Origin of the sequence: Cupriavidus sp. SIMBA_020 (genome assembly GCF_046535395.1) — a bacterium.
Taxonomy (GTDB): domain Bacteria; phylum Pseudomonadota; class Gammaproteobacteria; order Burkholderiales; family Burkholderiaceae; genus Cupriavidus; species Cupriavidus campinensis.
Window position 1 is genome coordinate 503,443 of the sequence record NZ_JAWRWU010000001.1, and the last position, 23,152, is coordinate 526,594.

A 23,152-nucleotide genomic window follows, 5' to 3' on the forward strand; every position below is an offset into this window, starting at 1 on the left:
GCCCTAAGGTGGCACAGCCCCGATTCCCGATCGATCCTCACTTCATTCTGTGTAGAATCTCTACACTTTCAATCCAGAATGGCCACGTCGATGGCCAGCCGAGACCCGCACCACCATGCGCGACCGAATCCTTGCCGTCTACGACACGCTCCGTCCGTCCGAACGCCGCCTGGCTGACTACGTCACCCGCCACGGCGCCAGCGTGATCCGCCTGTCGATGCCCGAACTGGCCGAACGCGCCGGCGTTTCGCAGCCGACCATCGCCCGCTTCTGCGCCGCGCTGGGCTACGACGGCTTCAAGGAGTTCAAACTCCAGTTCGCCCAGAACCTGGGCGGTGGCACGCCGTTCGTCCACCAGGACGTGGAGGCCGACGACCGCCCCGCCGACATCGCCGGCAAGGTCTTCGACCGCACCATCGCCACGCTGATGGCCGTCCGGAACGCCCTGTCGGCCGACCAGATCGAGCACGGCATCCGGCTACTGGCCAGCGCGCGCCGCATCGAGTTCTACGGCTGCGGCAACTCGGGCATCGTCGCGCTCGACATCCAGCACAAGTTTTTCCGCCTCGGCATTCCCACCACGGCCTACTCCGATCCGCACGTCTTCAGCATGTCCGCCGCACTACTGCAACCTGGCGACGTGGCGGTGCTGGTCTCCAACAGCGGCCGCACCTGGGACATGCTGACCGCCGCCACGCTCGCCCGCGCCAGCGGCGCAAGCGTGCTGGCGCTGACCCACAGCGGCTCGCCCCTGGCCCGGCTGGCCGACGTCTGCGTGTTCTCCGACGTCGAGGAGGACAGCGAGGTCTACACGCCGATGACCTCCCGCATCAGCCACCTCGTGCTCGGCGACGTGCTTGCCGCCGGCGTGGCGCTGGAACGCGCGGACACCGTCGCGGCTGGCCTGCAACGTGCCAAGGCGCACCTGCGCGAGCGCCGCATCGGCGGCGCCGCGCCGGAGGCGCCGGCGTCCCGCGAAGCCGTGGCGGCCGCCACGGGCGGCACCGCCAAGGCACCGGCCGCCAAGTCACCAAAGGCCGCGCGCGCAGGTTCGCGCAGTTGACGCCCTCTTTCTCGCACCCCTCCGGGACCGGCGCCGACGCCTAGCGCGGCGCGGCCGGTGCATCGCGCCAGTACCGCCGCTCTCGCTGCCGGTATGACGATATCTTCAGGAGCGACCCCGCCGTGACGATCGACACCGCGCCCGTTTCATCCGTCCGATACCGCGCGATGCCCTCACGCCCATACCGCCGCCAGACATCGGCGCGCGGATGCCGGTAGCGATTGCCGAATCCCAGCTGGAACACCGCCGCCTCCGGCTGCACCGCGCGCAGGAACGCCGCGCCTGAAGACGTGCCGCTGCCGTGGTGCGGCACCAGCAGGACATCGGCACGCAGGTCTTCCGGCGGCACCGTGGCAACCAAACCCAGTTCCTCGCGCACGCCGATATCCCCGGTCAGCAAGAGGCTGCGGTGCGCCGTGGCCACCCGCAGCACACAACTGCGCGCATTGCTTGCCAACCGCGCGCTGCCGAGGTCCGACGCCGACGGATGCAGGATAGTGAAGCGCACGCCATTCCACGTCCACGCCGCGCCAGCCTCACACGGCTGCCACGGCACTGCGCTGCCCAACGCGCTACCTTCGATCGCCGCTGCCTCAATCAGGAGCCCGTGATCGAGCGGCGCCCCCGTCAGCCGGCGCCCCACCGGCACTGCCGCCAGCACCTCGCGCACGCCCCCGGCATGATCCGCATCCTCGTGACTGACCATCAGCGTATCGAGCCGCCGCACGCCCATCGCCCGCAGCCATGGCACGATCACCTGCCCACCCGCACTTGCCCCTGACGGGTATCCCGGCCCCGTGTCATACAGCAGTGCATGGGCCTTGGTCTCGACCAGTACCGCCGTGCCCTGCCCAACATCGAGTGCCGTGACACGGAACTCCCCGGCCGGCACAGGCGTCCGGCCCGCCAGCAGCATCGGCATCATCAGCAACGCCCCACACCAGCGTGGCGGCGCACGCACCGAGGGACGCATGGGCCGCCGGGCGGGCCGCGGGCCGCCTGAGGGCGTTGCTGCCCGGAGATCCGCCGCCCGTTTGCGCGGCATCAGCACGAGCACCACCCCGGCAGACGCCAGCACCATCCAGACGGGCCCCGGCTGCGCCGCCTCCCAGATGGCCCACGCTGGCGCCGCAAGCCAGGAGAGCGCCCCGGACAGCCAAGCCATCGCTGTATGCGCAATCGCCAGCAACGGCCCGGCCAAGATCGCCGGCAGCACGGCGCCCGCCAGCGCCAACGGTGTCACAAGCAGGCTCACCACCGGAATGGCGACAGCGTTGGCAAGGCAAGACACTACAGACACCTGTCCGAACAGCAGTAGCGTCAGCGGCACGAGACCAACCGTCACCGCCCACTGCGTGCGTGCGGCGCCCGCCAGCGCCGCCGCCACGACCGCCCTCGCCCTCTGCCACCGCCCCTCCGCCCTTGCGTGCCGAACCGGCTCGCGCGCGGCAAGGAAGATCGCCGCCACGGCGCCGAAGGACAGCCAGAAGCCGGGCGACATCACGGCCCATGGGTCGATCATCACCGCCACACCTGCCGCCCACGCGAGCACGACCGATGCCGGTGGCGCCCGGCCACTCCACAATGCCAGCGCCGCCACGGCCAGCATGCTCACGGTACGCATCGCCGGCACCTGCATCCCGGCGATCAGTCCGTAGCCCAAGGCAGTCAGTACCGCCACCACGAGCGCCGCCTGCTGCGCCGGCCAGATCAGCGGCAAGGGCCGGCGCAGCCGCCGCCCCAGCCCGAACGACCGCCGCCACAACGCCAGCACCAGGGCGCCAGCCGCGCCCGAGATCATCGTGATGTGCAGGCCCGAAATGCTGACCAGATGCGCGATGCCGGTCCGTCGGAACACCTCCCAGTCCTCGGTGGCGATGCCGCGCTGGTCGCCAATCACCAGCGCCACGAGCACAGCCCCAAAGCGCGCGTCCGGCGGCAGCGCCGCGCGAAGCCGGTCGCGCAAGCCCGCCCGCCACGCCTGTACGCGAATTGCCCATGGCAGCGGCCCCGCCTCCTCCGACGGCGCGCCGGCGCGCACATAGCCAGTTGCACCGATACCCTCGCCCAGCAGCCAGTACGCGTAGTCGAATCCATGTGGATTGGCCAGCCCGCGTGGCCTGCGCAGCCTGACCGTCAGCCGATAGCGCTCCCCCGGCTGCAGCGCCTCCGGCGGATCCCGCCAGGTCAGCAGGAGCCGTGGTGGCAGGCGCGCCTCATGCAACCCGGTTACCGCGAACAGAAAGCGCGTGCCCTGGCTTGCCACATCGGGCAGCCCGGCGACCATGCCGTGTAGCTCGATGTCGCGCCCCGCCAGGGCTGGGTCCAGCCAGTCTGCCATCCTGCTGTCGGCGCGCCATGCCGCCCACCCGAACCCCGCCCCGCACGCAAGCGCCACCACGACCCCGCGCCACATCCACATCCTGAGAACGGACGCACTTCCCTCGCCCACCATGCGCCCATGACGACAACGCGCGACATATGTCAACGCCACCACGCCGATGGCCCCCGCCAGCGCCTGCCACCACCACCGCCACGCCGACGGCAATCCGGCCTGCTGCTGGAGCCACCAGCAACCCGCGACGAACGCCATCAGCACAGCTCGCATCACACCTCCGGGACAACGCTTTCCAATGGCGTATTTGTACTGTGCGCGATGGCGCCAAAACGTTAACGAATGATGTGTTTTTGTGGAAGATTGTTAAAACGGCGGCTGGCGTATTGCCACGCGTTCAGCGCGGCGCCATGATGTCTGCAAACGCCGCCAGACGCGGCAGCGCTGCCACCGAGTTGCGCCACATGGCCTGCGCCAGCTCAGGTTCCGGCACGCCGCGCAGTTCGCCGAGCACGCGTGCCACGCCCACCACCTCGCCGGGCGTGTTGCGCGCCTTGTGCTGCTCGCCGAACTGGTCGTCGGAGAGCCAGGCCGGCGCGATGTCAGGCGCATCGGTCTCGAGCACGATGGCCTCGAGCGGCAATTCCGCCGCGAGCCGGCGGATCTGTCTGGCGCGGGAGAAGGTCAGGTTGCCGCCGAAACCGAGCTTCATGCCGTGCTCGACGTAGCGGCGCGCCTGCTCGTGACTGCCGTTGAAGGCGTGTGCAATGCCCTGCCGCACGCCCACGCGGCGCAGTTGCGCATAGACCTGATCCTGCGACTTGCGTACATGCAGCAGCACCGGAAGATCGAAATCGCGCGCGATCTTCACCTGCTCGGAGTAGAGCCACGTCTGGTGGGCGGCGTCCAGCCCCGGGACGAAGAAGTCGAGGCCGATTTCGCCGATGGCGACGAAGCGCGGGTCGTCCATCGACGCAGCCACCTGGCGTCGCAATTCGTCCAGATCCGGCTGCCCGGCGCCGGGTGTACAGAGGGGATGGATGCCGAGCGCGTAGACGCAGAGGGCGCCGCCGCCCGCCTCGGTGCCGGCATGCGCCAGCGCGCGCACGGCACCGAAGTTGGACACCGCCACGGCCGGCAGTACGATGCCCGAGACGCCGGCCTCGGCCGCCGCGCGCGTGACGTCCGTGCGATCGCTATCGAACTCGCTGGCGTCGAGGTGGCAGTGGGTATCGATCCACATGGCGGGGCGGGGGCGGCAGGTCGGTTGGGGTAGGGATCGATGACCGATCAGCGTTCGCGGTGCAAGTGCCCGTCACGCAGGCGCAGCACGCGGTCACAGCGGCCAGCGAGGTCCGTGTCATGCGTGACGATGACGAAGCTCGTGCCTAGCGTGCGTGACAGCTCGAGCATCAGGTCGTACACGCCGCCGGCGGTGTGATCGTCGAGGTTGCCGGTGGGCTCGTCGGCCAGCACGCAGGCCGGCTGGCCGACCAGTGCACGGGCGATGGCCACGCGCTGGCGCTCGCCGCCGGACAGCTCGCCGGGACGGTGCTTCGCCCGCCCGCCCAGGCCCACGCGTTCGAGCATAGCCTGCGCGGCGGCACGCGCCTCGCGTTCCTTGAGGCCGCGGATGCGCATCGGCATGGCGACGTTGTCCAGCGCGGTGAACTCGGGCAGCAGATGGTGGAACTGGTAGACGAAGCCGAGCGCGCGGTTGCGGACGGCGTTCCGCTCGCTCTCGCGCAACGAGGTGAACGGCTTGCCGAGCAGTGCAACGCGGCCGGCGTCGGGGTTGTCCAGCCCGCCCAGCACATGCAGCAGCGTGGACTTGCCGGAGCCTGACGCGCCGACGATGGCAACCTTCTCGCCGGCGTCCACGCGTACATCCACGCCGCGCAGGACGTCCACATCGAGGCCGCCCTGGCGGAAACGCTTGGACAGGCCCTCGGCCACCAGCACCGGCGTGCCGGACTGCACGGCGAGGCCGGGAACTGCCGGCATGGCGGCGGCTTCCTGGAGCAGGGAGGTGTCACTCATAGCGCAGCGCCTCCGCCGGGTTCACGCGCGCGGCGCGCCAGCTGGGATAGATCGTGGCCAGGGTGGCCAGCACGAAGGAGATGATGCCGATGGTGGCGATGTCGTTCACGCGGGGGTCCGAAGGCAGTTCGCTGATGAAATAGATGTCACGTGGCAGGAACTGCACATGCAATACCCGCTCGATAAAGGGCACGATCACGTCGATATTGGTCGCGATCAGCGTGCCGCCAAGCACGCCGAGCACGGTGCCGATGAAACCAATGGCCACGCCCTGGACGATGAAGATCTTCATGATCGAGCGCGGCTGGGCGCCCATCGTGCGCAGGATGGCGATGTCAGCCTGCTTGTCGGTGACGGTCATGACCAACGTAGAAACGAGGTTGAACGCCGCCACGGCGATGATCAGCGTCAGGATGATGAACATCATGCGCTTCTCTGTCTGGACGGCAGCGAACCAGTTGCGGTTCTGCTTGGACCAGTCGCGCAGGTACAGTTCGCCGCTCATCGTGCCGGCCAGTTCCTGGGCCACCTGGGGTGCCTGCTGCATGTCGGACAGTTTGAGCCGCACGCCGGTAGGACCGGACTGGCGGAACAGCGTCTCGGCGTCCTTGATGTCGATCAGGGCCAGGGCGCTGTCAAACTCGTAGTGGCCAGACGAAAACACGCCGACCACCGTGAACTGCTTGAGCCGCGGCAGTACGCCGGCCGGCGTGATGGTGCCCTGCGGCGCCACCAGCGTCACCTTGTCGCCGACGCGCACGCCCATGGCGTTGGCCAGTTCGTTGCCGAGCGCGATGCCGAAGCCGCCCGGCACCAGGGCGTTCATGCTGCCGGCGCGGAACTGGTTGCCAACGTCGGAGACCTTTGGCTCCTCCGCCGGGTCCACGCCGCGCAGCAGCACGCCGCGCACCGCGTCTTCACGGGTGAGCATGGCCTGGGCGGCCACGTAGGGCGCCGCCCCCACCACTTCCTTGTTCCGCATGGCCTCGGCGGCGGTCTTGTGCCAGTCGGGCAGCGGCCCGGGGGCGATAACCTCGATATGGGCGAGGACCGACAGCATGCGGTCCCGCACTTCTTTCTGGAAGCCGTTCATGACCGACAGCACGACGATCAGCGCCGCCACACCGAGCGCGATGCCAAGCATCGAGATCATGGAAATGAACGAAATGAATGTGTTGCGGCTGGCGCGCTTGCTCGCGCGGGTGTATCGCCAGCCGATCTGCCACTCGTAGGGAAAGTTCAAGAGGAATCCTGTTGTTCGGAAGTCGCGCCGGCGGGCCATCCGCCCCCTTGGGTGACGGAAAACTGGCGCCGGCCAGCCGGAAGTTTACAATCTCGGCAACCATGATGACGCACCTGACCCTGATTGTGCCCTTTTCCGTCCCGCCTGGCGCCGGCAACGACGCCACGGACGACGTCGTCTCCGGCGCGCTGCTGCGGCAGTTGGAGTTGCCGGCGCTCGGAAAGTTGCTCACCCGCGCCGCCCCGGGCCTGCGCGAGACCCACGACGACCTGTTCCTGCGCACCCTGCCGCAGGAACGCTGGCTGGCCGGCCGGGCCGGCCTGGACACCCGCCGGGTGCCGACTGCGCCTTTTATGCGCCTGGCCGACCTGCGGCAACGTGCCGCGGACCGCCAGCCGGACGCCGCCCAGGCGCCGCCTGCCGCCGACCTTAGGCGCCAGGAAGACGGCGACCAGGGCTGGGCCTGCCTCCAGCCGGTCCATATTCATGCGGCACGGGACCACCTCGTGCTGATGCATCCGGACCAGCTCGAGATCCGCGCCGACGAGGCCGCCGCGCTGCGCGCCGCCATCGACGACCTGCTCCGTGAGTCCGGCATTGCGCTGGACGCGCCCCACCCCGCCCGCTGGTATGTGGCCGACGATGTGTTCGGCGAGCTGGAAGCCACCACGCCAGTGCGCGCCACGGGCCGTAATATCGACATCTGGCTGCAAGCCGGTGCGCGGGCGCGCGACTGGCGGCGCCTCCAGAACGAGATCCAGATGACCTGGCACGACCATCCGGTCAACCAGGCGCGCGAGGCCGAGGGCCGCCTGACCATCAATTCGGTATGGCTCCACGGCGGCGGCAAGCTGAGCCTCGTCAACCGGCTGGCCGACGCCGTGCTGACTGACGACCCGTTCCTGGCCGGCCTGGCCCTCGCCGGCGATAGCCTGCTCGACCCGCAGCCGGCCAGATTCGAGGAGATTGCGAAGGCCGACGGCCATGTCATGGCGATGCTCGACACCGCCGCCGAGGCCCATATCGCCCAGGACTGGGGCCTCTGGCTCGAGCGCATGCACGCGCTCGACGCCCAGTGGTTCACCCCGGTGCTCGCAGCCCTGGCCGATGGCCGCATCATGGGTGTCACGCTGGTGCTGGGCGGCGAGAACCACTATGCCGAGTTCACCGTGCGGCGCGCCGACCTGCGCAAGTTCTGGCGCGGCATGGGCGCGCGCGGCGACTGGCGCGCCCTGCTTTCCGACCTGGCCATGGTGGCCTGATCCGCGCGTTTTCCCTTCTCGCGCCCGTTTTCTGGACGAACGACCATGACCCGGATCGCCATCCGCTCCTATTCCGAACCCCACGCCGATGTGCTGGCCAAGTCGGGCCTGCACCCGACTCTGGCCCGCATCCTGTCGGCGCGCGGGGTGCTGCATCCGTCTGAACTGGCTACCGAACTGCCGGAACTGACGCCTCCCACAACGATGAAGGGCATCGGCCACGCGGCCGAGTACCTGGCCGATGCCATCGCGGCCAACCGCAAGCTGCTGATCGTGGCGGATTACGACTGCGACGGCGCCACGGCCTGCGCAGTGGGCGTGCGCGGGCTGCGCATGCTCGGCGCGCGCGTGGATTTCATCGTGCCGAACCGCTTCGAGTACGGCTACGGACTGACGCCCGAGATCGTGGCGCTGGCCGCCCAGCAGCAGCCGGACGTCATCGTCACCGTCGACAACGGCATTGCGTCGGTCGATGGCGTGGCGGCGGCCAATGCGCTCGGCATCGACGTGGTGGTGACCGACCACCACCTTCCCGGCGCCGAGTTGCCAGAGGCGGCGGTCATCGTCAACCCGAACCAGCCCGGCTGCGAGTTCCCGAGCAAGAACCTGGCCGGCGTGGGCGTGATGTTCTATGTGCTGCTGGCCCTGCGCGCGGAACTGCGCCGGCGCGGCGCGTTCACCCAGGCGACCCAGCCGCCGCTGCAAACCCTGCTTGACCTGGTGGCGCTCGGCACCGTGGCGGACGTCGTGAAACTGGACACCAACAACCGCATCCTCGTGGCCCAGGGCCTGCGCCGGATGCGCGCCGGACGCATGCATCCGGGCGTGGCGGCGCTGTTCCGCGCGGCCGGGCGCGAGGCCACGCGGGCGAACACGTTCGACCTCGGTTTCGGCCTGGGTCCCCGCCTCAACGCGGCGGGACGGCTTGCCGACATGTCGCTCGGCATCGAATGCCTGCTGACCGACGACCCGAACCGTGCGTGGGAAATCGCCCAGGAACTGGACGGCATGAACCGCGAGCGGCGCGACATCGAGGCCGGCATGCAGCAGGAGGCCCTGCAGATCCTGGAGGCGCCGCTGGCGGGGCTCGATCCGGCGTCGCGCTACACGGTCAGCGTGTTCAACGACACCTGGCACCAGGGGGTCATCGGCATCGTGGCCTCGCGGCTAAAGGAGAAGTTCCACCGCCCGACCATCACCTTCGCGCCGGGTGACGAAGAACATATCAAGGGTTCCGGCCGCTCGATCCCGGGGTTCCACCTGCGCGATGCGCTTGATCTGGTGTCGAAGCGGCACCCCGGCTTACTGGTGAAATTTGGCGGACATGCGATGGCGGCCGGACTGACCGTCCGCTCGGCCGACTTCGATACCTTTATGTCGGCGTTCGAAGCCGTTGGCCGGGAATGGCTGACGGACGACCAACTGGCGCGCGTGATCGAGACCGATGGCGACATCGAGGAGTCGTGCTTCAGCCCGGAATTCGTCGGATTGCTAGAAGGTCAGGTCTGGGGCCAGGGCTTCCCGCCCCCCACGTTCTGCGGCGAATTCGACGTCTTGCGCCAGACCGTGCTCAAGGGCAAGCACCTGAAGCTGCAACTGGGACGTGGGAGCCAGCGCTTCGACGCGATCTGGTTCAACCACGCCGACGCCCTCGACGGCGCCAGCGCGACGGTGGCCTACCGGCTGGACAACAACACCTTCAACGGGGTCACCCGCGTGCAACTGGTAATCGAACACGCGCAGTAAATCGGCAAACGCTGGCGGGACTGCGGAAATCTGGTACACATTTCCGCTGTTCTACGATTTACGCGTGTATTCGAGCGCCTGAACAATGGCCGCTTCTTCCCTCATGGTTGAAGCAACATGGCCAAACTCCTGCGCAGCAACGGCGCGCCGCTCGGCGCGCAAATCACCCTTTTCCCGGGGAATCGGCTCCAGTTCAAGGTGTCCGGTCTGGGGCCAAACAAGAAACATCTGGTGCTCCGGAGTACCGACAGTATCCTGACAGTCGTACCGTTGAAGGTCGACGATAGGCGGATCGAGCAGGTACTTCGGCTTGAGGTCCAGGCTCACAGTATCGTGAGCCGCCACATTGTTCATGTGGATGCGTACGCGACTGACGCGCAAGGACGGCCGCAGCTTAGGGACACTAATACCGGCGGGGTGACGGTCGAGATTCATCCGAAACTCGTTCTACCGGAACCGAATACCGAACAGGGCGTTCTCGCGCGGATGTTAATCGTTGAGAATGCAAGCCCCGACCACGAAAAATACGTAAACCAAGGCGACGCACGCGAAAGCATGCAATGGATGGTGCATGTCTTGCGCAATCGACTGAAACTTGGCGCCCAGCATTTCGCCGCGCGCGGTGCGACCGACCTGACTACATTGATTAAGGCAAAGAACCAGGTAAGGGGCTTCGAAAACTATCCAGCCATTGCGCCCGATCAACACCAGATGCTCAATCGCACACTGGACATTGCTCACGATGGAACCCATCTCCGTCAAAAGGAATACATGGCGTACGTCGCCAGCGCGTTGGCGGTCGCAAAAGGCGAAAATTTCGGCCCCGATCCAAGCCGAACCGGGCTGTATGCCTGGCGCACGCTGGACTCGAGCCACCCAGGCCAAAATTTCCAGAAATTCCAGAGCAAGGGAGGACAGGATTTTTATACCTTGACCGAGGGGTTTCTCGCCAGCTTGCAGCCGAAAAACAAGGCCAAGCCCTAAGGGAAAGACGATGAGATCTAAGTGCGTATCGTTTGCTTTGCTGGCCGCCGCTTCTCTGAGCGGATACGCCGGCGATGGCCTGCCGGATGGATTTTCTGAAAAACCGGTGGGCCGTTTCACGGTCTCCAAGGAACGCCATTATCGAAATCCGGCGGGCGCAATACGCCATTTTCTTGCCACATTCCATAAGAACGACCAACGAAACCACTTTTGCGTAGTCGGCTACAAGTGGTCGGATGGAAGAAAGCAGGTTTGGGTGCACTGGCGGGAGCCGCAAACGTTAATCCTGTGGGGAGGAAGCCGCTATCCAGAGTACGTACATGAAAGCCTCATCATGTCGAACCGCCATCTCGAACTGGCTACTGACACCGTCCCCACCCCCAACGACATCAACGGCAGCACCTACCTCGTCACCGAAGCCTGGTGGCGAGCCGTCGCCGATGACTGCCGCAAGCATGGCGAGAAATACGTGATCAAGCCGTTCAAGGCGCCGAGGCCGAAAGCCCCGGACGCCGAATAGCCTGCCGCCGGCCGTCTGCCTAGCCGCGCGGCGGCAGGTAGGTGGCCGGATTCACCGGCTTGCCGTTGCCACGCACCTCGAAGTGCAACTCGGCCGCGCTGGCCATGCTGCCGATCTCCTGTCCCGTGGTGACGCGGGCGCCTTCCTTGACCAGCGGCTTGTCGAGGTTGCCGTACACGGTCAGCCAGTCGTCGCTGTGCTTTACGATCACCAGCATGCCGTAGCCACGCAGCGTGCCGACGTGGATGGCCCAGCCGCTGGCGGCGGCGCGGACCTTGCCGTTGGCCGGCACTTCGATCCGCAAACCCTTCTCGGCCGGCAGGGCGAAGCGGCCCGTCACGCGGCCATCGGCCGGCCATTGCAGCTTGATGGCGTTGGCGGGCGGGCGAGATGGCGCGGCGTCGGCCTGTTTGGCCGGCGTTTCAGATTTTTCCGATGATTTGGACGGTCCCGACGCGGCCGCGGCGCCGGCCGGCGGCCGCACCCGGATCAACTGCCCAACCTCGATCTGATTGGTGTCCGTCAGGTCGTTCCAGCGGGCCAACTCGGCCACCGAGCGCCGGTTGCGCCGGGCGATCGAGTACAAGGTGTCGCCGCGTTCCACGCGGTAGAAGCCGTCCGGCGCCGGCTCTGTGGGAGTCGTGCCGCAGGCGGCGAGCAGCGAGGCCGTCAGCGCGGCCATCGTTGCCGCGCCAAGGCGGCCCAGTGTGCGGCGGCGGGCCGCAGACACGTCTGGTCTGGCGAGGTTGCTTGCTGTCATGCGTCCGAGTTCACTCCTGTTATTCCCCGATATTGTCGCCGAAGTGCTGCAAAGTGGCGCCGCGGCCCCCTGGTAGACCGTTCGCATCGCGAACGGTTCGCCACACGCGACCATCCCTCCCGGGATTTACGGCGCCAATCCGCTATAATTCAAGGTTTTGGGAAGCGCAGGAACATCATGGAAGCAGAACGCCTCAACGCCATCTCCGGTGCCATCTCCGATCTCCGTTCCCGGACGGAAGATCTACGGGGGTATCTTTGACTACGATGTCAAAGTAGGACGCCTGGACGAAGTCAACGGCGAGCTGGAAGACCCGGAGGTCTGGAACAACCCCAAGCGGGCCCAGGACCTGGGCAAGGAAAAGAAAGCGCTCGAGGCCGTGGTACAGGTCCTCGGGAAGCTGACGGACGACCTGACCGGCGCCGACGAGCTGTTCGAGCTCGCGCGCGAGGAAGGCGACGATGAAACGCTCGAGTCCATCGAGGCCGACGTCAAGGGCTTCGAGGACATCGTGGCCGGCATGGAATTCCGCCGCATGTTCTCGGGCGAGATGGACCAGGCCAACGCCTTCATCGATATCCAGGCCGGCGCCGGCGGCACGGAAGCGTGCGACTGGGCATCGATGCTGCTGCGCCAGTACCTGAAGTACTGCGAGCGCAAGGGCTTCAAGGCCGAGGTGCTCGAGGAATCCGAGGGCGACGTGGCCGGCATCAAGAGCGCAACGATCAAGATCGAGGGCGACTACGCGTTCGGCTACCTGCGCACCGAGACCGGCGTGCACCGCCTGGTGCGCAAGTCGCCGTTCGATTCGTCGGGCGGCCGCCACACGTCGTTCTCGTCGGTGTTCGTGTACCCCGAGGTGGACGATTCGTTCGAGGTGGAAGTCAACCCGGCCGACCTGCGCGTGGATACCTACCGCGCCTCGGGCGCGGGCGGGCAGCACATCAACAAGACCGATTCGGCGGTGCGGATTACCCACATCCCCACCGGCATCGTCGTGCAGTGCCAGAACGACCGTTCGCAGCACCGCAACCGTGCCGAGGCCATGTCGATGCTGAAGTCGCGCCTGTACGAGCATGAGATGCGCAAGCGCCAGGCCGAGGCCGACAAGCTCGAAGCCGGCAAGACCGACGTGGGCTGGGGCCACCAGATCCGCTCGTACGTGCTGGACCAGAGCCGGATCAAGGACCTGCGCACCAATGTGGAAATGTCCAACACCCAGAAGGTGCTGGACGGCGACCTCGATCCGTTCATCGAGGCCAGCCTGAAACAGGGCCTGTAAGCAGGCCGGCGCGCCGCCCCCGGGGTGGCGCGCCGGTTCCCGCCGGCCAACTTCGACGCATTCCGCTTCACCTTCGAACCACCAAGACCACCAAGACATCCGGGGCACCATGAGCGCAGGTATCCATCTCTATATCGTCACGGGCGCATCGCGCGGCCTGGGCGCGGCACTGACCCGCGCGTTGCTGAAACCGGGCAACCGGGTGATCTGCGTGGCGCGCAGCCGCAGCCCCGAACTGGAGGCGGATATCGCCGCCAGCGGCGTGCCGGTGGCCTGGCACCTGCAGGACCTGTCCCAGCCCAGCGCGGCCGCTGGCTGGCTGGGCAGCGTGCTGGATGCCGTGGACGAGACCCCGGCCAGCGTGACGCTGATCCTCAACGCCGGCGTTGTAGAGCCGATTGGCCCGATCACGGCGCTGCACGAGACCACGCTCATCCCCCATCTGCTGACCAACCTGGCAACGCCGATGACCATGACCGGCGCGTTCATCGAGCACACCACCCGCTTCGACTGCGCGCGCAAGGTGCTGGCGATCTCGTCGGGCGCCGCGCGTAACCCGGTGCCGGGCTGGAGCGCCTATTGCGCCGGCAAGGCCGCGCTCGACATGTTCATCCGCTCGGTCAACGCCGAGTACGCGAGCGTGCCGGAGCCGCGCGCAGTGCGCGCCGTGGCGCTGGCGCCGGGCGTGGTCGATACCGACATGCAGGAAACCATCCGGGGCGCGGACTTCGCCGCCGTGCAGCGCTTCCGCGACCTCAAGGCCAACGACCAGCTCGCCTCGCCCGAAGACACGGCGCGGCGCATCGTGGCCTACCTGGATCGTCCCGACTTCGGCAAGACCGAACTCGACGACATCCGCAATTACTGAACCGAACTGAACCGAACCGCGCCGGCCCCTGCCCGCGCGATCCACCGACACATCATGACCGAACCGACCCGCGCCCCAGCCGCCGATATACCTGCCGCCGACGAGAACAAGATCATCGCGGAGCGGCGCGAGAAACTGCAGGCCCTGCGTCAGCAAGGCGTGGCCTTCCCCAACGACTTCCGCCCGACGCACCAGGCCGCCGCGCTGCACGCCGAGCATGGCGAGACCGACCAGGCCACGCTGGAAGCGCAGCCCGTGGAAGTGGCCATCGCCGGCCGCATGATGCTCAAGCGCGTGATGGGCAAGGCCAGCTTTGCCACCGTGCAGGACGGCAGCGGCCAGATCCAGTTCTATGTCACGCGTGACAAGGTGGGCGAGGAGGTCTATGCCGCGTTCAAGCACTGGGACCTGGGCGACATCATCAGCGCGCGCGGCGAGCTGTTCCGCACCAACAAGGGTGAGCTGTCGGTGCAGGTGCGCGAGCTGCGCCTGCTGTCGAAATCGCTGCGCCCGCTGCCGGACAAGTTCCACGGCCTGGCCGACCAGGAAACCAAGTACCGCCAGCGCTATGTGGACCTGATCGTCTCGCCCGAGACGCGTGCCACGTTCCGGGCTCGTACTAACGCCATTTCCTCGCTGCGCCGCCATATGGCTGACGCCGGCTTCATGGAAGTGGAAACGCCGATGCTGCACCCGATTCCGGGCGGCGCGGCGGCCAAGCCTTTCATCACGCACCACAACGCGCTGGACATGCAGATGTTCATGCGCATCGCGCCCGAGCTGTACCTGAAGCGCCTGGTTGTCGGTGGCTTCGAGCGCGTGTTCGAGATCAATCGTAATTTCCGTAATGAAGGGGTGAGCCCGCGCCACAACCCCGAGTTCACGATGATGGAGTTCTACGCGGCCTACACGGACTACCGCTGGCTGATGGACTTCACCGAGAACCTGATCCGCCAGGCGGCCATCGATGCGCGCGGCAGCGCCACGGTGACCTACCAGGGCCGCGAGCTGGATCTGGCCAAGCCGTTCCATCGCCTGACGATCTGCCAGGCGATCCAGAAGTTCGCGCCCGAGTACACCGACGCGCAACTGGCCGATGCCGACTTCCTGCGCACCGAACTGAAGAAATTCGGCGTGAATACGAGCGCGCCGCAGTTCCTGAACGCCGGCCTCGGCACCCTGCAACTGGTGCTGTTCGAGGAAACGGCCGAGAGCCAGCTGTGGGAGCCGACCTTCATCGTCGACTATCCGGTCGAGGTATCGCCGCTGGCGCGCGCCTCGGACACCGTGCCGGGCATCACCGAGCGTTTCGAGCTGTTCATCACGGGCCGCGAGATCGCTAACGGTTTCTCGGAATTGAACGATGCCGAGGATCAGGCCGACCGCTTCCGCAAGCAGGTGGAGCAGAAGGACGCCGGCGACGAGGAAGCGATGTACTTCGACGCCGACTACATCCGCGCGCTCGAATACGGCATGCCCCCGACGGGTGGCTGCGGCATCGGCATCGACCGTCTGGTGATGCTGCTGACCGACAGCCCGAACATCCGCGACGTCATCCTGTTCCCGCACCTGCGCCGCGAGGATTGAACAGCAGGTACCCACCCAGACAACCCACCGCATGCGTGGCGGGTTGCAGACCACTGACAAACCCCACATTTTTCCAGGTGTGGGGTTTTTCTTTTTGGCGACGCCGAAACGCGACGTCTCTGTGCCCCAGAGTTTAAAGAATCAGCGATTGTTTCCGCGTACTCGCTCCTGCTAGGTTGATGGCCGCCCCCAGCCGGGAGGGGCAACCTGACCAGGAGAGAGGATGCTGTTTATTACGAAGCAAGGGCATGTCGACGCAGAACGTGTGAGGGTGAAGATATTCCCGAAGATCGAGCGCGGACCGATGGACACCGTAAACGGGATCGTTGTACACCAAACAAGCGCCCCGGAGTCATCCCATACATTTAACAGTTATGGCGACGAAGGAGCGAATGGTGCTCACTTCCTGATAGACAAGGACGGAACCATCTATCAAACCGCATCCCTGCAGAGAGTGACAAATCGCGTCGGCCGGCTCCGGTCACGCAGCATCTTGACCAAACAGTGTTCCTCCATCGAGCTAGACAAGGTATCAAAGCTCGGAACTCGTGCTCTACATCGACACGAAGTAAAGAAAAAATGGCCCAGCCGATTTCCATCCAATCATGACTCCATAGGAATAGAACTGGTAGGCATGGCAATCGGACCGAAAAACAAGGAAGTTTACGAGGATGTCACTGCCGCTCAAAACTCTTCATTAGACTGGCTTGTATCAGAACTCATGGACACCTTCGCGGTGATGTCGCGGGAAGTCTATCGGCACCCCGATATTTCCTACAAGAACCTGACCGAAGCGAGGACCGCAAGATGGTAGGGGCAAGATCTCTTCCTCTCTTGAGATCGGCCGCATTCGTTTTGCTGTGCATGACAGCCTCGCTTTGCTCAGCCAGAGACGTCAGAAAAGTGGTGATTGAAGAAGTCGGCCAATCGCTACCGGATGGAGATCCGCGGACCGCCGAGCTATGTAAGAAGTTCCGGCCAACGGTCACGCAGGTCAAAAACTTCTTTTCCAAGATCTACCCTGTCCAGGCGCGCATGGTGCTCCACGACTACTATTCTCCGTGTTATGCCACGGGCACTGTCGTGTTCGAAGACAACAGTTCCGGGGCGTGGAGCCTATATTCCGGCGGAACGGCAGCATTGGTATGGACGCACGGGGGCGATAAAGTGTACGTCTACTATGGAAAGAACAAATGGTACGACCCTTTCGCGTGTACTTACGGGCTTGAAGATGAGGGGAAGTGCTAGAGAAAAGAGCGCCAGCTTCCACGAGCCGGAATTGTTACAGCAGAGCCTGTAGGACGAGACCCGATAGCGTCATAAGTCTCTGATTTCAATGACATTTCTGCGCTACGAATGCTTACAAAATCGAACGGCAATCGGGGCGCGATTCGGCCACACTTTGGGTATCGACCGGCAAGTCCGGTCACCCGGAGAACAACAAATGCAGCACCCCACTCCCGCTACCGCCCATTCGTCGAATTCGCCCACCCCGCCGCTGCCGCCTCAGCGCCGACTGCACCCGCTGGTCGGCGCCGCGGCAGTCGCCGTGGTGGTGGCCAGCCTGACCGCGGTGGCCGCCGTCACCGGCGTGTTGCCGCTGACGAAGGCAAACCAGGGGCCTGCTGACTACCCTGCCCCGGTCGCCACGCAGCCCATCACACCGCCGCCGGGTTCGACGACTCGTCCGCCGACTTATGACGCCCAACAGGCCCAGCAAGCCCAGCAGGCGCGTAACGAGCCGCCCGCACAGCCCACGCAATCGGCGCAGTCCGAAGAGCGTACTGCCGCCCGGCCCAGCCATACGGCTGGCCGCGTGACGGCCGTGAGCGTGGTGGAATCGGAAAAGCCCACCAGCGGCGTGGGTGCGGTGGGCGGTGCCGTGGTGGGCGGGCTGCTCGGCAACCAGATCGGCAGCGGCAATGGCCGGATTCTCGGCACCGTGGCCGGTGCGGCGGCTGGCGGTTACGCCGGCAACGTGGTCGAGAAACACGTGAACAAGGACAAGGCCTACCGCGTCAGCGTGCAGATGGACGACGGCACGCGCCGTACCTTCACCTACAAGAACCCGCCGGGGGTCGATGTGGGCCAGCGCGTCCACATGGAGCGTGGCGTGCTGGTAACCGGGTAAGGGAGGTAAGCGCTTCCCGGAGAAAGCAAAACGGCCGCGCTGGTGGATGCCAGCGCGGCCGTTTTGCATCGAGTTTTCATCGATCTACGAGAGGTGCAGCCTTACGCCGCTTCCTCGATCCACGCAGCCTGGATCGCCTCGAGAATTTTCTCACCCGAGCGCTCGGGCAGGTCGTCGAAACCGTCCAGCTCCAGCACCCACTGGCGCAGTTGCGTGAAGCGCACCGTCAGCGGGTCCACCTCGGGGTACTTGTCGTAGAGCGCCGCGGCGATGTCGAAGGTGTCAGTCCATTTCATCTCAGTGGCCTTCCTTGGCGTGGTTGATCGTGTATTTTGGAATTTCTACGGTCAGATCCGCGTCCGCCACCAGCGCCTGGCAAGACAGGCGCGAGTTCGGCTCCAGGCCCCAGGCCTTGTCGAGCAGGTCTTCTTCCTTTTCCTCGGCCTCTTCCAGCGAATTGAAGCCCTCGCGCACCACCACGTGGCACGTGGTGCACGCGCAAGATTTCTCGCAGGCGTGCTCGATGTTGATGCCCTGGCTCAGCAGCGCGTCGCAGATGCTGGTGCCCTGGGGGGCCTCGAACACGGCCCCTTCGGGGCACAGTTCCACGTGAGGCAATACGATGATTTGTGCCATGTCTATCCTGGTATGACTTGTCTCAATCCGGCGCGGCTCAGCCGAGCTCCTGCACCTTGCGCCCCGCCAGCGCGCTCTTGATCGAGCGGTCCATGCGGCGTGCGGCAAATTCGTCCGTGCCATGGGAAAGCTGCTCCACGGCGGTCTTGATCGCGTGGTGGTCGTCGCCTGTTGCAATCTGTCGCACATTGGCCATCAGCGCGTCCACGGTCGCGCGTTCCTCGGCGGTCAGCAGGTCGCCGTCCACCTCGAGCGCGCGGGTGGTGGCTTCCACCAGACGTTCGGCATCCACGCGTTCCTCAGCCAGCGCGCGGCTCTTCATGTCTTGCTCGGCCTCGCGGAAGCTGTCCTGCAACATGCGCGCGATGTCGTCGTCAGCCAGCCCGTAGGACGGTTTGACCGAGACCGACGCCTCCACGCCCGAGTGCATCTCGCGCGCGGCCACCGACAGCAGGCCGTCGGCATCCACCTGATAAGTCACGCGGATGCGCGCGGCGCCGGCCACCATCGGCGGAATGCCGCGCAGCTCGAAGCGTGCCAGCGACCGGCAATCGCTCGCCAGTTCGCGCTCGCCCTGGAGCACGTGGATCGCCATCGCGGTCTGGCCGTCCTTGAACGTGGTGAATTCCTGGGCGCGCGCCACGGGAATCGTGCTGTTGCGCGGGATGATCTTCTCGACCAGGCCGCCCATCGTCTCCACGCCCAGCGAGAGCGGGATCACGTCGAGCAGCAGCCAGTCCTCGCCGGGCGCGTGGTTGCCAGCCAGCAGGTTGGCCTGCATGGCGGCGCCGAGCGCCACGACCTTGTCCGGATCGAGGTTGGTCAGCGGCGTCTGGCCGAAGTACTCGCCCACGGCCTTGCGGATCGACGGCATGCGCGTAGCGCCGCCCACCAGCACCACGCCCTTCACATCCTGCGTCTCCACGCCGGCATCGCGCAGCGCCTTACGCGCCGGCGCCAGCGTCTTCTGGACCAGGTGCTTCGTAATATCGTTAAATTCCGAGGCGGTCAGCGGCAGGTGGACGATCTCGCCACTGGCCAGCACCGCGTCAATCACCGTGCTGTCGCTCTCGGACAAGGCTTCCTTGGCAGCGCGGGCGCGCACCATCAGCAGTCGGGTGTCCTCGGCGGACAGCGGCTGCAGGCCAGCCTGTTCCACGATCCAGCACAGCAGGCGCTGGTCGAAGTCGTCGCCGCCGAGCGCGGAGTCGCCGCCGGTGGACATCACCTCGAACACGCCCTTGGTCAGCTTGAGCACGGAGATGTCGAAGGTGCCGCCACCGAGATCGTAAACCGCGTAGATCCCTTCGGCCGCGTTATCGAGGCCATAGGCGATGGCCGCCGCAGTCGGCTCATTGAGCAGGCGCAGCACTTCCAGGCCGGCCAGTTGGGCTGCGTCCTTGGTGGCCTGGCGCTGGGCGTCATCGAAATAGGCCGGCACCGTGATTACGGCGCCGACGAGATCGTCGCCGAGTGAATCCTCGGCGCGCTGGCGCAGCGTAGCCAGGATCTCGGCCGACACCTCCACCGGGCTCTTCACCCCGGCAGCCGTCTTGATCTGCACCATGCCCGGCGCATCGACAAAGTCGTACGGACTGTGCTCGATATTGGCCACGTCACGCAGGCCACGGCCCATGAAACGCTTGACGGAGACGATGGTGTTCTTGGGGTCGCGCACGGCTTCGTCCTGTGCGCGATAGCCGATATGGGCCGTACGGTCCGGCAGGTAACGCACGACGGAAGGCAGCAGCGGACGACCGCGCTCGTCGGATAACACTTCGGGAATGCTGTTACGCACGGCAGCCACCAGCGAGTTGGTGGTGCCAAGGTCGATACCGACCGCCAGGCGCCGCTGGTGCGGGGCCGGCGACATGCCGGGTTCGGAAATCTGGAGCAGTGCCATGATAATTCTTCGCGTGTTCTTGTGGGGGCGATGTCCGGACTTCGCCGGGGAGGACCGTGCCGGGAGACTGGCGATTCGCCTAGTTTTCCAGCCGGTCGATCGCCTCGCTGGCGTCGTGTTCGATCTTCTCGATAAACATCAGTTGCCGCGCCGCGGCGCCGGCCGCCTCATTGCTGCCGGCATCGAGCAGCGCGCCCAGCGCCTCCAGGCGCTCGCGCCGTTCCTGGCGCAGGTCGCGCAGCAGGCCGTCGAGCCGGTCCGTTGCGCGGTCTTCCACCGCTTCCTGCAGCGCTTCACGCCATTCCATCTGCTGCATCAGGAAGGCCGGGGCCATGGCGGTATTGTTCTCCGCCTGGATGTCCACGCCGCGCAGCGTGAGCAGGTAGATGGCGCGCTTTAGCGGCTGGCGCAGCGTACGATAGGCTTCGTTGGCGTGCGCGGCCCATTGCATCGCCACGCGCCGCTCGGCGTCGCCGGCGTTGGCAAAGCGGTCCGGATGGGCCTGAGACTGTACGGTGCGGTAGGCTTCGTCGAGTGCAGTTTGATCCACATCGAAGCGCGCCGGCAAACCGAACAGCGAGAAAAAATCGTCTTTCAAAACCTTCCCCAACAAAAAGGAGCGGCCACGCCGCCCCCCTTTCGCACTTCATTGCACTTCAGCGTGTCGTCGGGAATCAGACCCGGAACGACTCACCGCAGCCGCACTCGTCCTTGACGTTCGGGTTGTTGAAGCGGAAACCCTCGTTCAACCCTTCGCGCGCGAAGTCCAGTTCGGTGCCGTCGATGTACGGCAGACTCTTCGGATCGACGATCACCTTGAGGCCCTGCGTCTCGAAGACCTGGTCCTCGGGTAGCACTTCGTCCACGTATTCGAGCTTGTAGGCCAGGCCGGAGCAGCCGGTGGTCTTCACGCCCACGCGCAGTCCCACGCCCTTGCCGCGGCGTTCCAGGTAGCGGGCGACGTGCTTCGCCGCCTTTTCGGTCATTGTGATCATCGTTGCCTTGCTGTCAGACACCACGTCCGGCACAGGCGCCGGGCGTGGCAGTTTCCAACGAAAAAGCCAGTCCGCCGATCAGGCGGCCTGCTGCGCGGCGGGGACGCCGTGCTTCTTCTTGTAGTCCTCAACCGCCGCCTTGATGGCGTCTTCGGCCAGGATCGAGCAGTGGATCTTCACCGGCGGCAGCGCCAGTTCCTCGGCGATCTGCGTGTTCTTGATCTCGAGGGCCTGGTCGACGGTCTTGCCCTTGACCCATTCGGTCACCAGCGACGACGACGCGATGGCCGAGCCGCAGCCGTAGGTCTTGAACTTGGCGTCTTCGATCACACCCGCCTCGTTCACCTTGATCTGCAGCTTCATCACGTCGCCGCAGGCCGGGGCGCCGACCATGCCGGTGCCCACCGCGTCGTCGTTCTTGTCGAACGAACCGACGTTGCGCGGATTTTCATAGTGGTCGAGAACCTTGTTGCTGTAAGACATTTTGGCTACCTCTGACGAATCTTGAATGGGGTCGTTATTGTGTTGGCGCGCTGCTTAGTGGGCGGCCCACTGGATCGAGTTCAGGTCGACACCGTCCTTGAACATTTCCCACAGCGGCGACAGGTCGCGCAGCTTGCCGATCTTGTTCTTCAGCAGCTCGATCGTGTAGTCGATCTCTTCCTCGGTGGTGAAGCGGCCCACCGTGAAGCGGATGGAGCTGTGCGCCAGTTCGTCGTTGCGGCCCAGGGCGCGCAGCACGTACGACGGTTCCAGCGAGGCCGACGTGCAGGCCGAGCCCGACGACACGGCCACGTCCTTGATCGCCATGATCAGGGACTCGCCTTCCACGAAGTTGAAGCTGACGTTCAGGTTGTGCGGCACGCGGTGTTCCAGCGAGCCGTTCAGGTACACCTCTTCCATGCCCGACAGGCCGCGCCACAGGCGGTCGCGCAGCATGCGGATGCGTTCGTTCTCGGTGGCCATTTCCTCGCGGGCCAGGCGGAACGCTTCGCCCATGCCGACGATCTGGTGCGTGGCCAGCGTGCCCGAACGCATGCCGCGCTCGTGGCCGCCACCGTGCATTTGCGCCTCAATCCGCACACGCGGCTTGCGACGAACATACAGCGCGCCTACGCCCTTCGGGCCGTAGGTCTTGTGCGCCGAGAACGACATCAGGTCGCACTTCAGCGTGTTCAGGTCGATGGTGACCTTGCCGGTGGCCTGGGCCGCATCGCAATGGAAGATGATGCCCTTGGCACGGCAGATCTCGCCGATCTGCGCCACGTCCTGGATCACGCCGATCTCATTGTTCACCAGCATCACCGACACCAGGATCGTGTCCGGGCGAATCGCCTGCTGGAACACTTCCATGTCGATCAGGCCGTCGTCCTTGACGTCGAGGTAAGTCACCTCGAAGCCCTGGCGCTCGAGCTCGCGGGTGGTGTCCAGCACCGCCTTGTGCTCGGTCTTCACCGTAATCAGATGCTTGCCCTTGCCCGAGTAGAAGTTCGCGGCACCCTTGATGGCCAGATTGTTCGACTCGGTTGCGCCCGACGTCCACACGATCTCGCGCGGATCGGCGCCCACCAGCGCGGCCACCTGCTCACGCGCCTCTTCCACCGCGCGCTCGGCTTCCCAGCCATAGGCGTGGCTACGCGAGGCCGGATTACCGAACTGCTCGCGCAGGTACGGAATCATCTTGTCGGCTACGCGCGGGTCCACCGGCGTCGTGGCCGAATAATCCATGTAGATGGGGAAATGTGGGGTGCTCATCGTTATGACTGCCTTATAGGGACCGCTAATCTCTTACTGTCT

22 protein-coding genes are annotated in these 23,152 nt (G+C 65.7%); 10 read left to right on the plus strand and 12 right to left on the minus strand.

The features are described 5' to 3' along the window. Positions 1-115: 115 nt before the first annotated feature. A complete protein-coding gene (locus tag SB751_RS02340; protein WP_246118899.1) occupies positions 116-1,063 on the plus strand; it encodes a MurR/RpiR family transcriptional regulator in 948 nt (315 codons plus the stop codon). Positions 1,064-1,103: 40 nt separating this feature from the next. On the opposite strand, the gene SB751_RS02345 is transcribed toward SB751_RS02340, so the two are convergent. The 4 genes from SB751_RS02345 to SB751_RS02360 all read right to left on the minus strand — a co-directional run bounded on the left by SB751_RS02345 (position 1,104) and on the right by SB751_RS02360 (position 6,681). After that, on the minus strand, positions 1,104-3,671 hold the full coding sequence (locus tag SB751_RS02345; protein WP_211943932.1) for a DNA internalization-related competence protein ComEC/Rec2: 2,568 nt from the start codon (positions 3,669-3,671) through the stop codon (positions 1,104-1,106). Positions 3,672-3,795: 124 nt separating this feature from the next. Continuing rightward, the gene (locus SB751_RS02350) at positions 3,796-4,641 is read right to left on the minus strand and encodes a TatD family hydrolase (RefSeq protein ID WP_144196064.1); all 846 of its coding nucleotides are present in this window, start codon (positions 4,639-4,641) and stop codon (positions 3,796-3,798) included. Positions 4,642-4,688: 47 nt separating this feature from the next. Further along, positions 4,689-5,402, minus strand: coding sequence for a lipoprotein-releasing ABC transporter ATP-binding protein LolD (lolD, locus tag SB751_RS02355; protein WP_244845015.1), 714 nt, complete (start codon positions 5,400-5,402; stop codon positions 4,689-4,691). Between the two features lie 28 nt (positions 5,403-5,430). Continuing rightward, positions 5,431-6,681 carry a lipoprotein-releasing ABC transporter permease subunit gene (locus SB751_RS02360; protein ID WP_144196068.1) on the minus strand — a complete coding sequence of 417 codons (1,251 nt, stop codon included), beginning with the start codon at positions 6,679-6,681 and terminating at the stop codon, positions 5,431-5,433. A gap of 101 nt (positions 6,682-6,782) precedes the next feature. Between SB751_RS02360 and SB751_RS02365 the strand changes: the two genes are divergently transcribed. From SB751_RS02365 to SB751_RS02380, 4 genes are all read left to right on the plus strand, one after another. Then, on the plus strand, positions 6,783-7,943 hold the full coding sequence (locus tag SB751_RS02365; protein ID WP_144196070.1) for a hypothetical protein: 1,161 nt from the start codon (positions 6,783-6,785) through the stop codon (positions 7,941-7,943). A gap of 45 nt (positions 7,944-7,988) precedes the next feature. Next, positions 7,989-9,689 (plus strand): single-stranded-DNA-specific exonuclease RecJ, encoded by a 1,701-nt coding sequence (gene recJ / locus SB751_RS02370; RefSeq protein ID WP_144196072.1) that lies wholly within the window; start codon positions 7,989-7,991, stop codon positions 9,687-9,689. A gap of 117 nt (positions 9,690-9,806) precedes the next feature. Beyond that, positions 9,807-10,673 (plus strand): hypothetical protein, encoded by an 867-nt coding sequence (locus SB751_RS02375; protein ID WP_410747757.1) that lies wholly within the window; start codon positions 9,807-9,809, stop codon positions 10,671-10,673. 37 nt (positions 10,674-10,710) lie between these two features. After that, a complete protein-coding gene (locus tag SB751_RS02380; protein ID WP_244845011.1) occupies positions 10,711-11,193 on the plus strand; it encodes a hypothetical protein in 483 nt (160 codons plus the stop codon). 19 nt (positions 11,194-11,212) lie between these two features. On the opposite strand, the gene SB751_RS02385 is transcribed toward SB751_RS02380, so the two are convergent. Continuing rightward, positions 11,213-11,953 (minus strand): peptidoglycan DD-metalloendopeptidase family protein, encoded by a 741-nt coding sequence (locus SB751_RS02385; protein ID WP_410747758.1) that lies wholly within the window; start codon positions 11,951-11,953, stop codon positions 11,213-11,215. Between the two features lie 177 nt (positions 11,954-12,130). Here SB751_RS02385 and prfB point away from each other — a divergent pair. The 5 genes from prfB to SB751_RS02410 all read left to right on the plus strand — a co-directional run bounded on the left by prfB (position 12,131) and on the right by SB751_RS02410 (position 17,821). Then, positions 12,131-13,235 (plus strand): peptide chain release factor 2 gene (gene prfB, locus SB751_RS02390; RefSeq protein WP_144196078.1). Its coding sequence is split into 2 segments (ribosomal slippage): positions 12,131-12,211 and positions 12,213-13,235, totalling 1,104 coding nucleotides; the frame shifts between segments, so codons are not numbered across the junction. A 109-nt stretch (positions 13,236-13,344) separates the two neighbouring features. After that, positions 13,345-14,103: an SDR family oxidoreductase gene (locus SB751_RS02395; RefSeq protein WP_144196080.1), complete on the plus strand. Its 759-nt coding sequence runs from the start codon at positions 13,345-13,347 to the stop codon at positions 14,101-14,103. 54 nt (positions 14,104-14,157) lie between these two features. Further along, positions 14,158-15,690, plus strand: coding sequence for a lysine--tRNA ligase (gene lysS, locus SB751_RS02400; protein WP_144196082.1), 1,533 nt, complete (start codon positions 14,158-14,160; stop codon positions 15,688-15,690). A 223-nt stretch (positions 15,691-15,913) separates the two neighbouring features. Next, the gene (locus SB751_RS02405) at positions 15,914-16,504 is read left to right on the plus strand and encodes an N-acetylmuramoyl-L-alanine amidase (RefSeq protein ID WP_144196084.1); all 591 of its coding nucleotides are present in this window, start codon (positions 15,914-15,916) and stop codon (positions 16,502-16,504) included. Positions 16,505-17,134: 630 nt separating this feature from the next. Further along, positions 17,135-17,821 (plus strand): glycine zipper 2TM domain-containing protein, encoded by a 687-nt coding sequence (locus SB751_RS02410; RefSeq protein WP_144196086.1) that lies wholly within the window; start codon positions 17,135-17,137, stop codon positions 17,819-17,821. A gap of 101 nt (positions 17,822-17,922) precedes the next feature. Here the strand turns inward: SB751_RS02410 and iscX are convergent, their stop codons facing one another. The 7 genes from iscX to SB751_RS02445 all read right to left on the minus strand — a co-directional run bounded on the left by iscX (position 17,923) and on the right by SB751_RS02445 (position 23,116). Further along, positions 17,923-18,117 carry a Fe-S cluster assembly protein IscX gene (iscX, locus tag SB751_RS02415; RefSeq protein ID WP_144196088.1) on the minus strand — a complete coding sequence of 65 codons (195 nt, stop codon included), beginning with the start codon at positions 18,115-18,117 and terminating at the stop codon, positions 17,923-17,925. Position 18,118: 1 nt separating this feature from the next. Next, complete coding sequence (fdx, locus tag SB751_RS02420; RefSeq protein WP_144196090.1) at positions 18,119-18,457, minus strand: ISC system 2Fe-2S type ferredoxin; 339 nt, start codon at positions 18,455-18,457, stop codon at positions 18,119-18,121. A 37-nt stretch (positions 18,458-18,494) separates the two neighbouring features. Next, positions 18,495-20,360 (minus strand): Fe-S protein assembly chaperone HscA, encoded by a 1,866-nt coding sequence (gene hscA / locus SB751_RS02425; protein WP_410747759.1) that lies wholly within the window; start codon positions 20,358-20,360, stop codon positions 18,495-18,497. A gap of 79 nt (positions 20,361-20,439) precedes the next feature. Further along, positions 20,440-20,958 carry a Fe-S protein assembly co-chaperone HscB gene (gene hscB, locus SB751_RS02430; RefSeq protein WP_144196094.1) on the minus strand — a complete coding sequence of 173 codons (519 nt, stop codon included), beginning with the start codon at positions 20,956-20,958 and terminating at the stop codon, positions 20,440-20,442. Positions 20,959-21,034: 76 nt separating this feature from the next. Further along, a complete protein-coding gene (gene iscA / locus SB751_RS02435; RefSeq protein ID WP_144196096.1) occupies positions 21,035-21,355 on the minus strand; it encodes an iron-sulfur cluster assembly protein IscA in 321 nt (106 codons plus the stop codon). Positions 21,356-21,433: 78 nt separating this feature from the next. Then, positions 21,434-21,838 carry a Fe-S cluster assembly scaffold IscU gene (gene iscU, locus SB751_RS02440; RefSeq protein WP_144196098.1) on the minus strand — a complete coding sequence of 135 codons (405 nt, stop codon included), beginning with the start codon at positions 21,836-21,838 and terminating at the stop codon, positions 21,434-21,436. A gap of 54 nt (positions 21,839-21,892) precedes the next feature. Then, complete coding sequence (locus tag SB751_RS02445) at positions 21,893-23,116, minus strand: IscS subfamily cysteine desulfurase (RefSeq protein ID WP_280527770.1); 1,224 nt, start codon at positions 23,114-23,116, stop codon at positions 21,893-21,895. Positions 23,117-23,152: the final 36 nt, after the last annotated feature.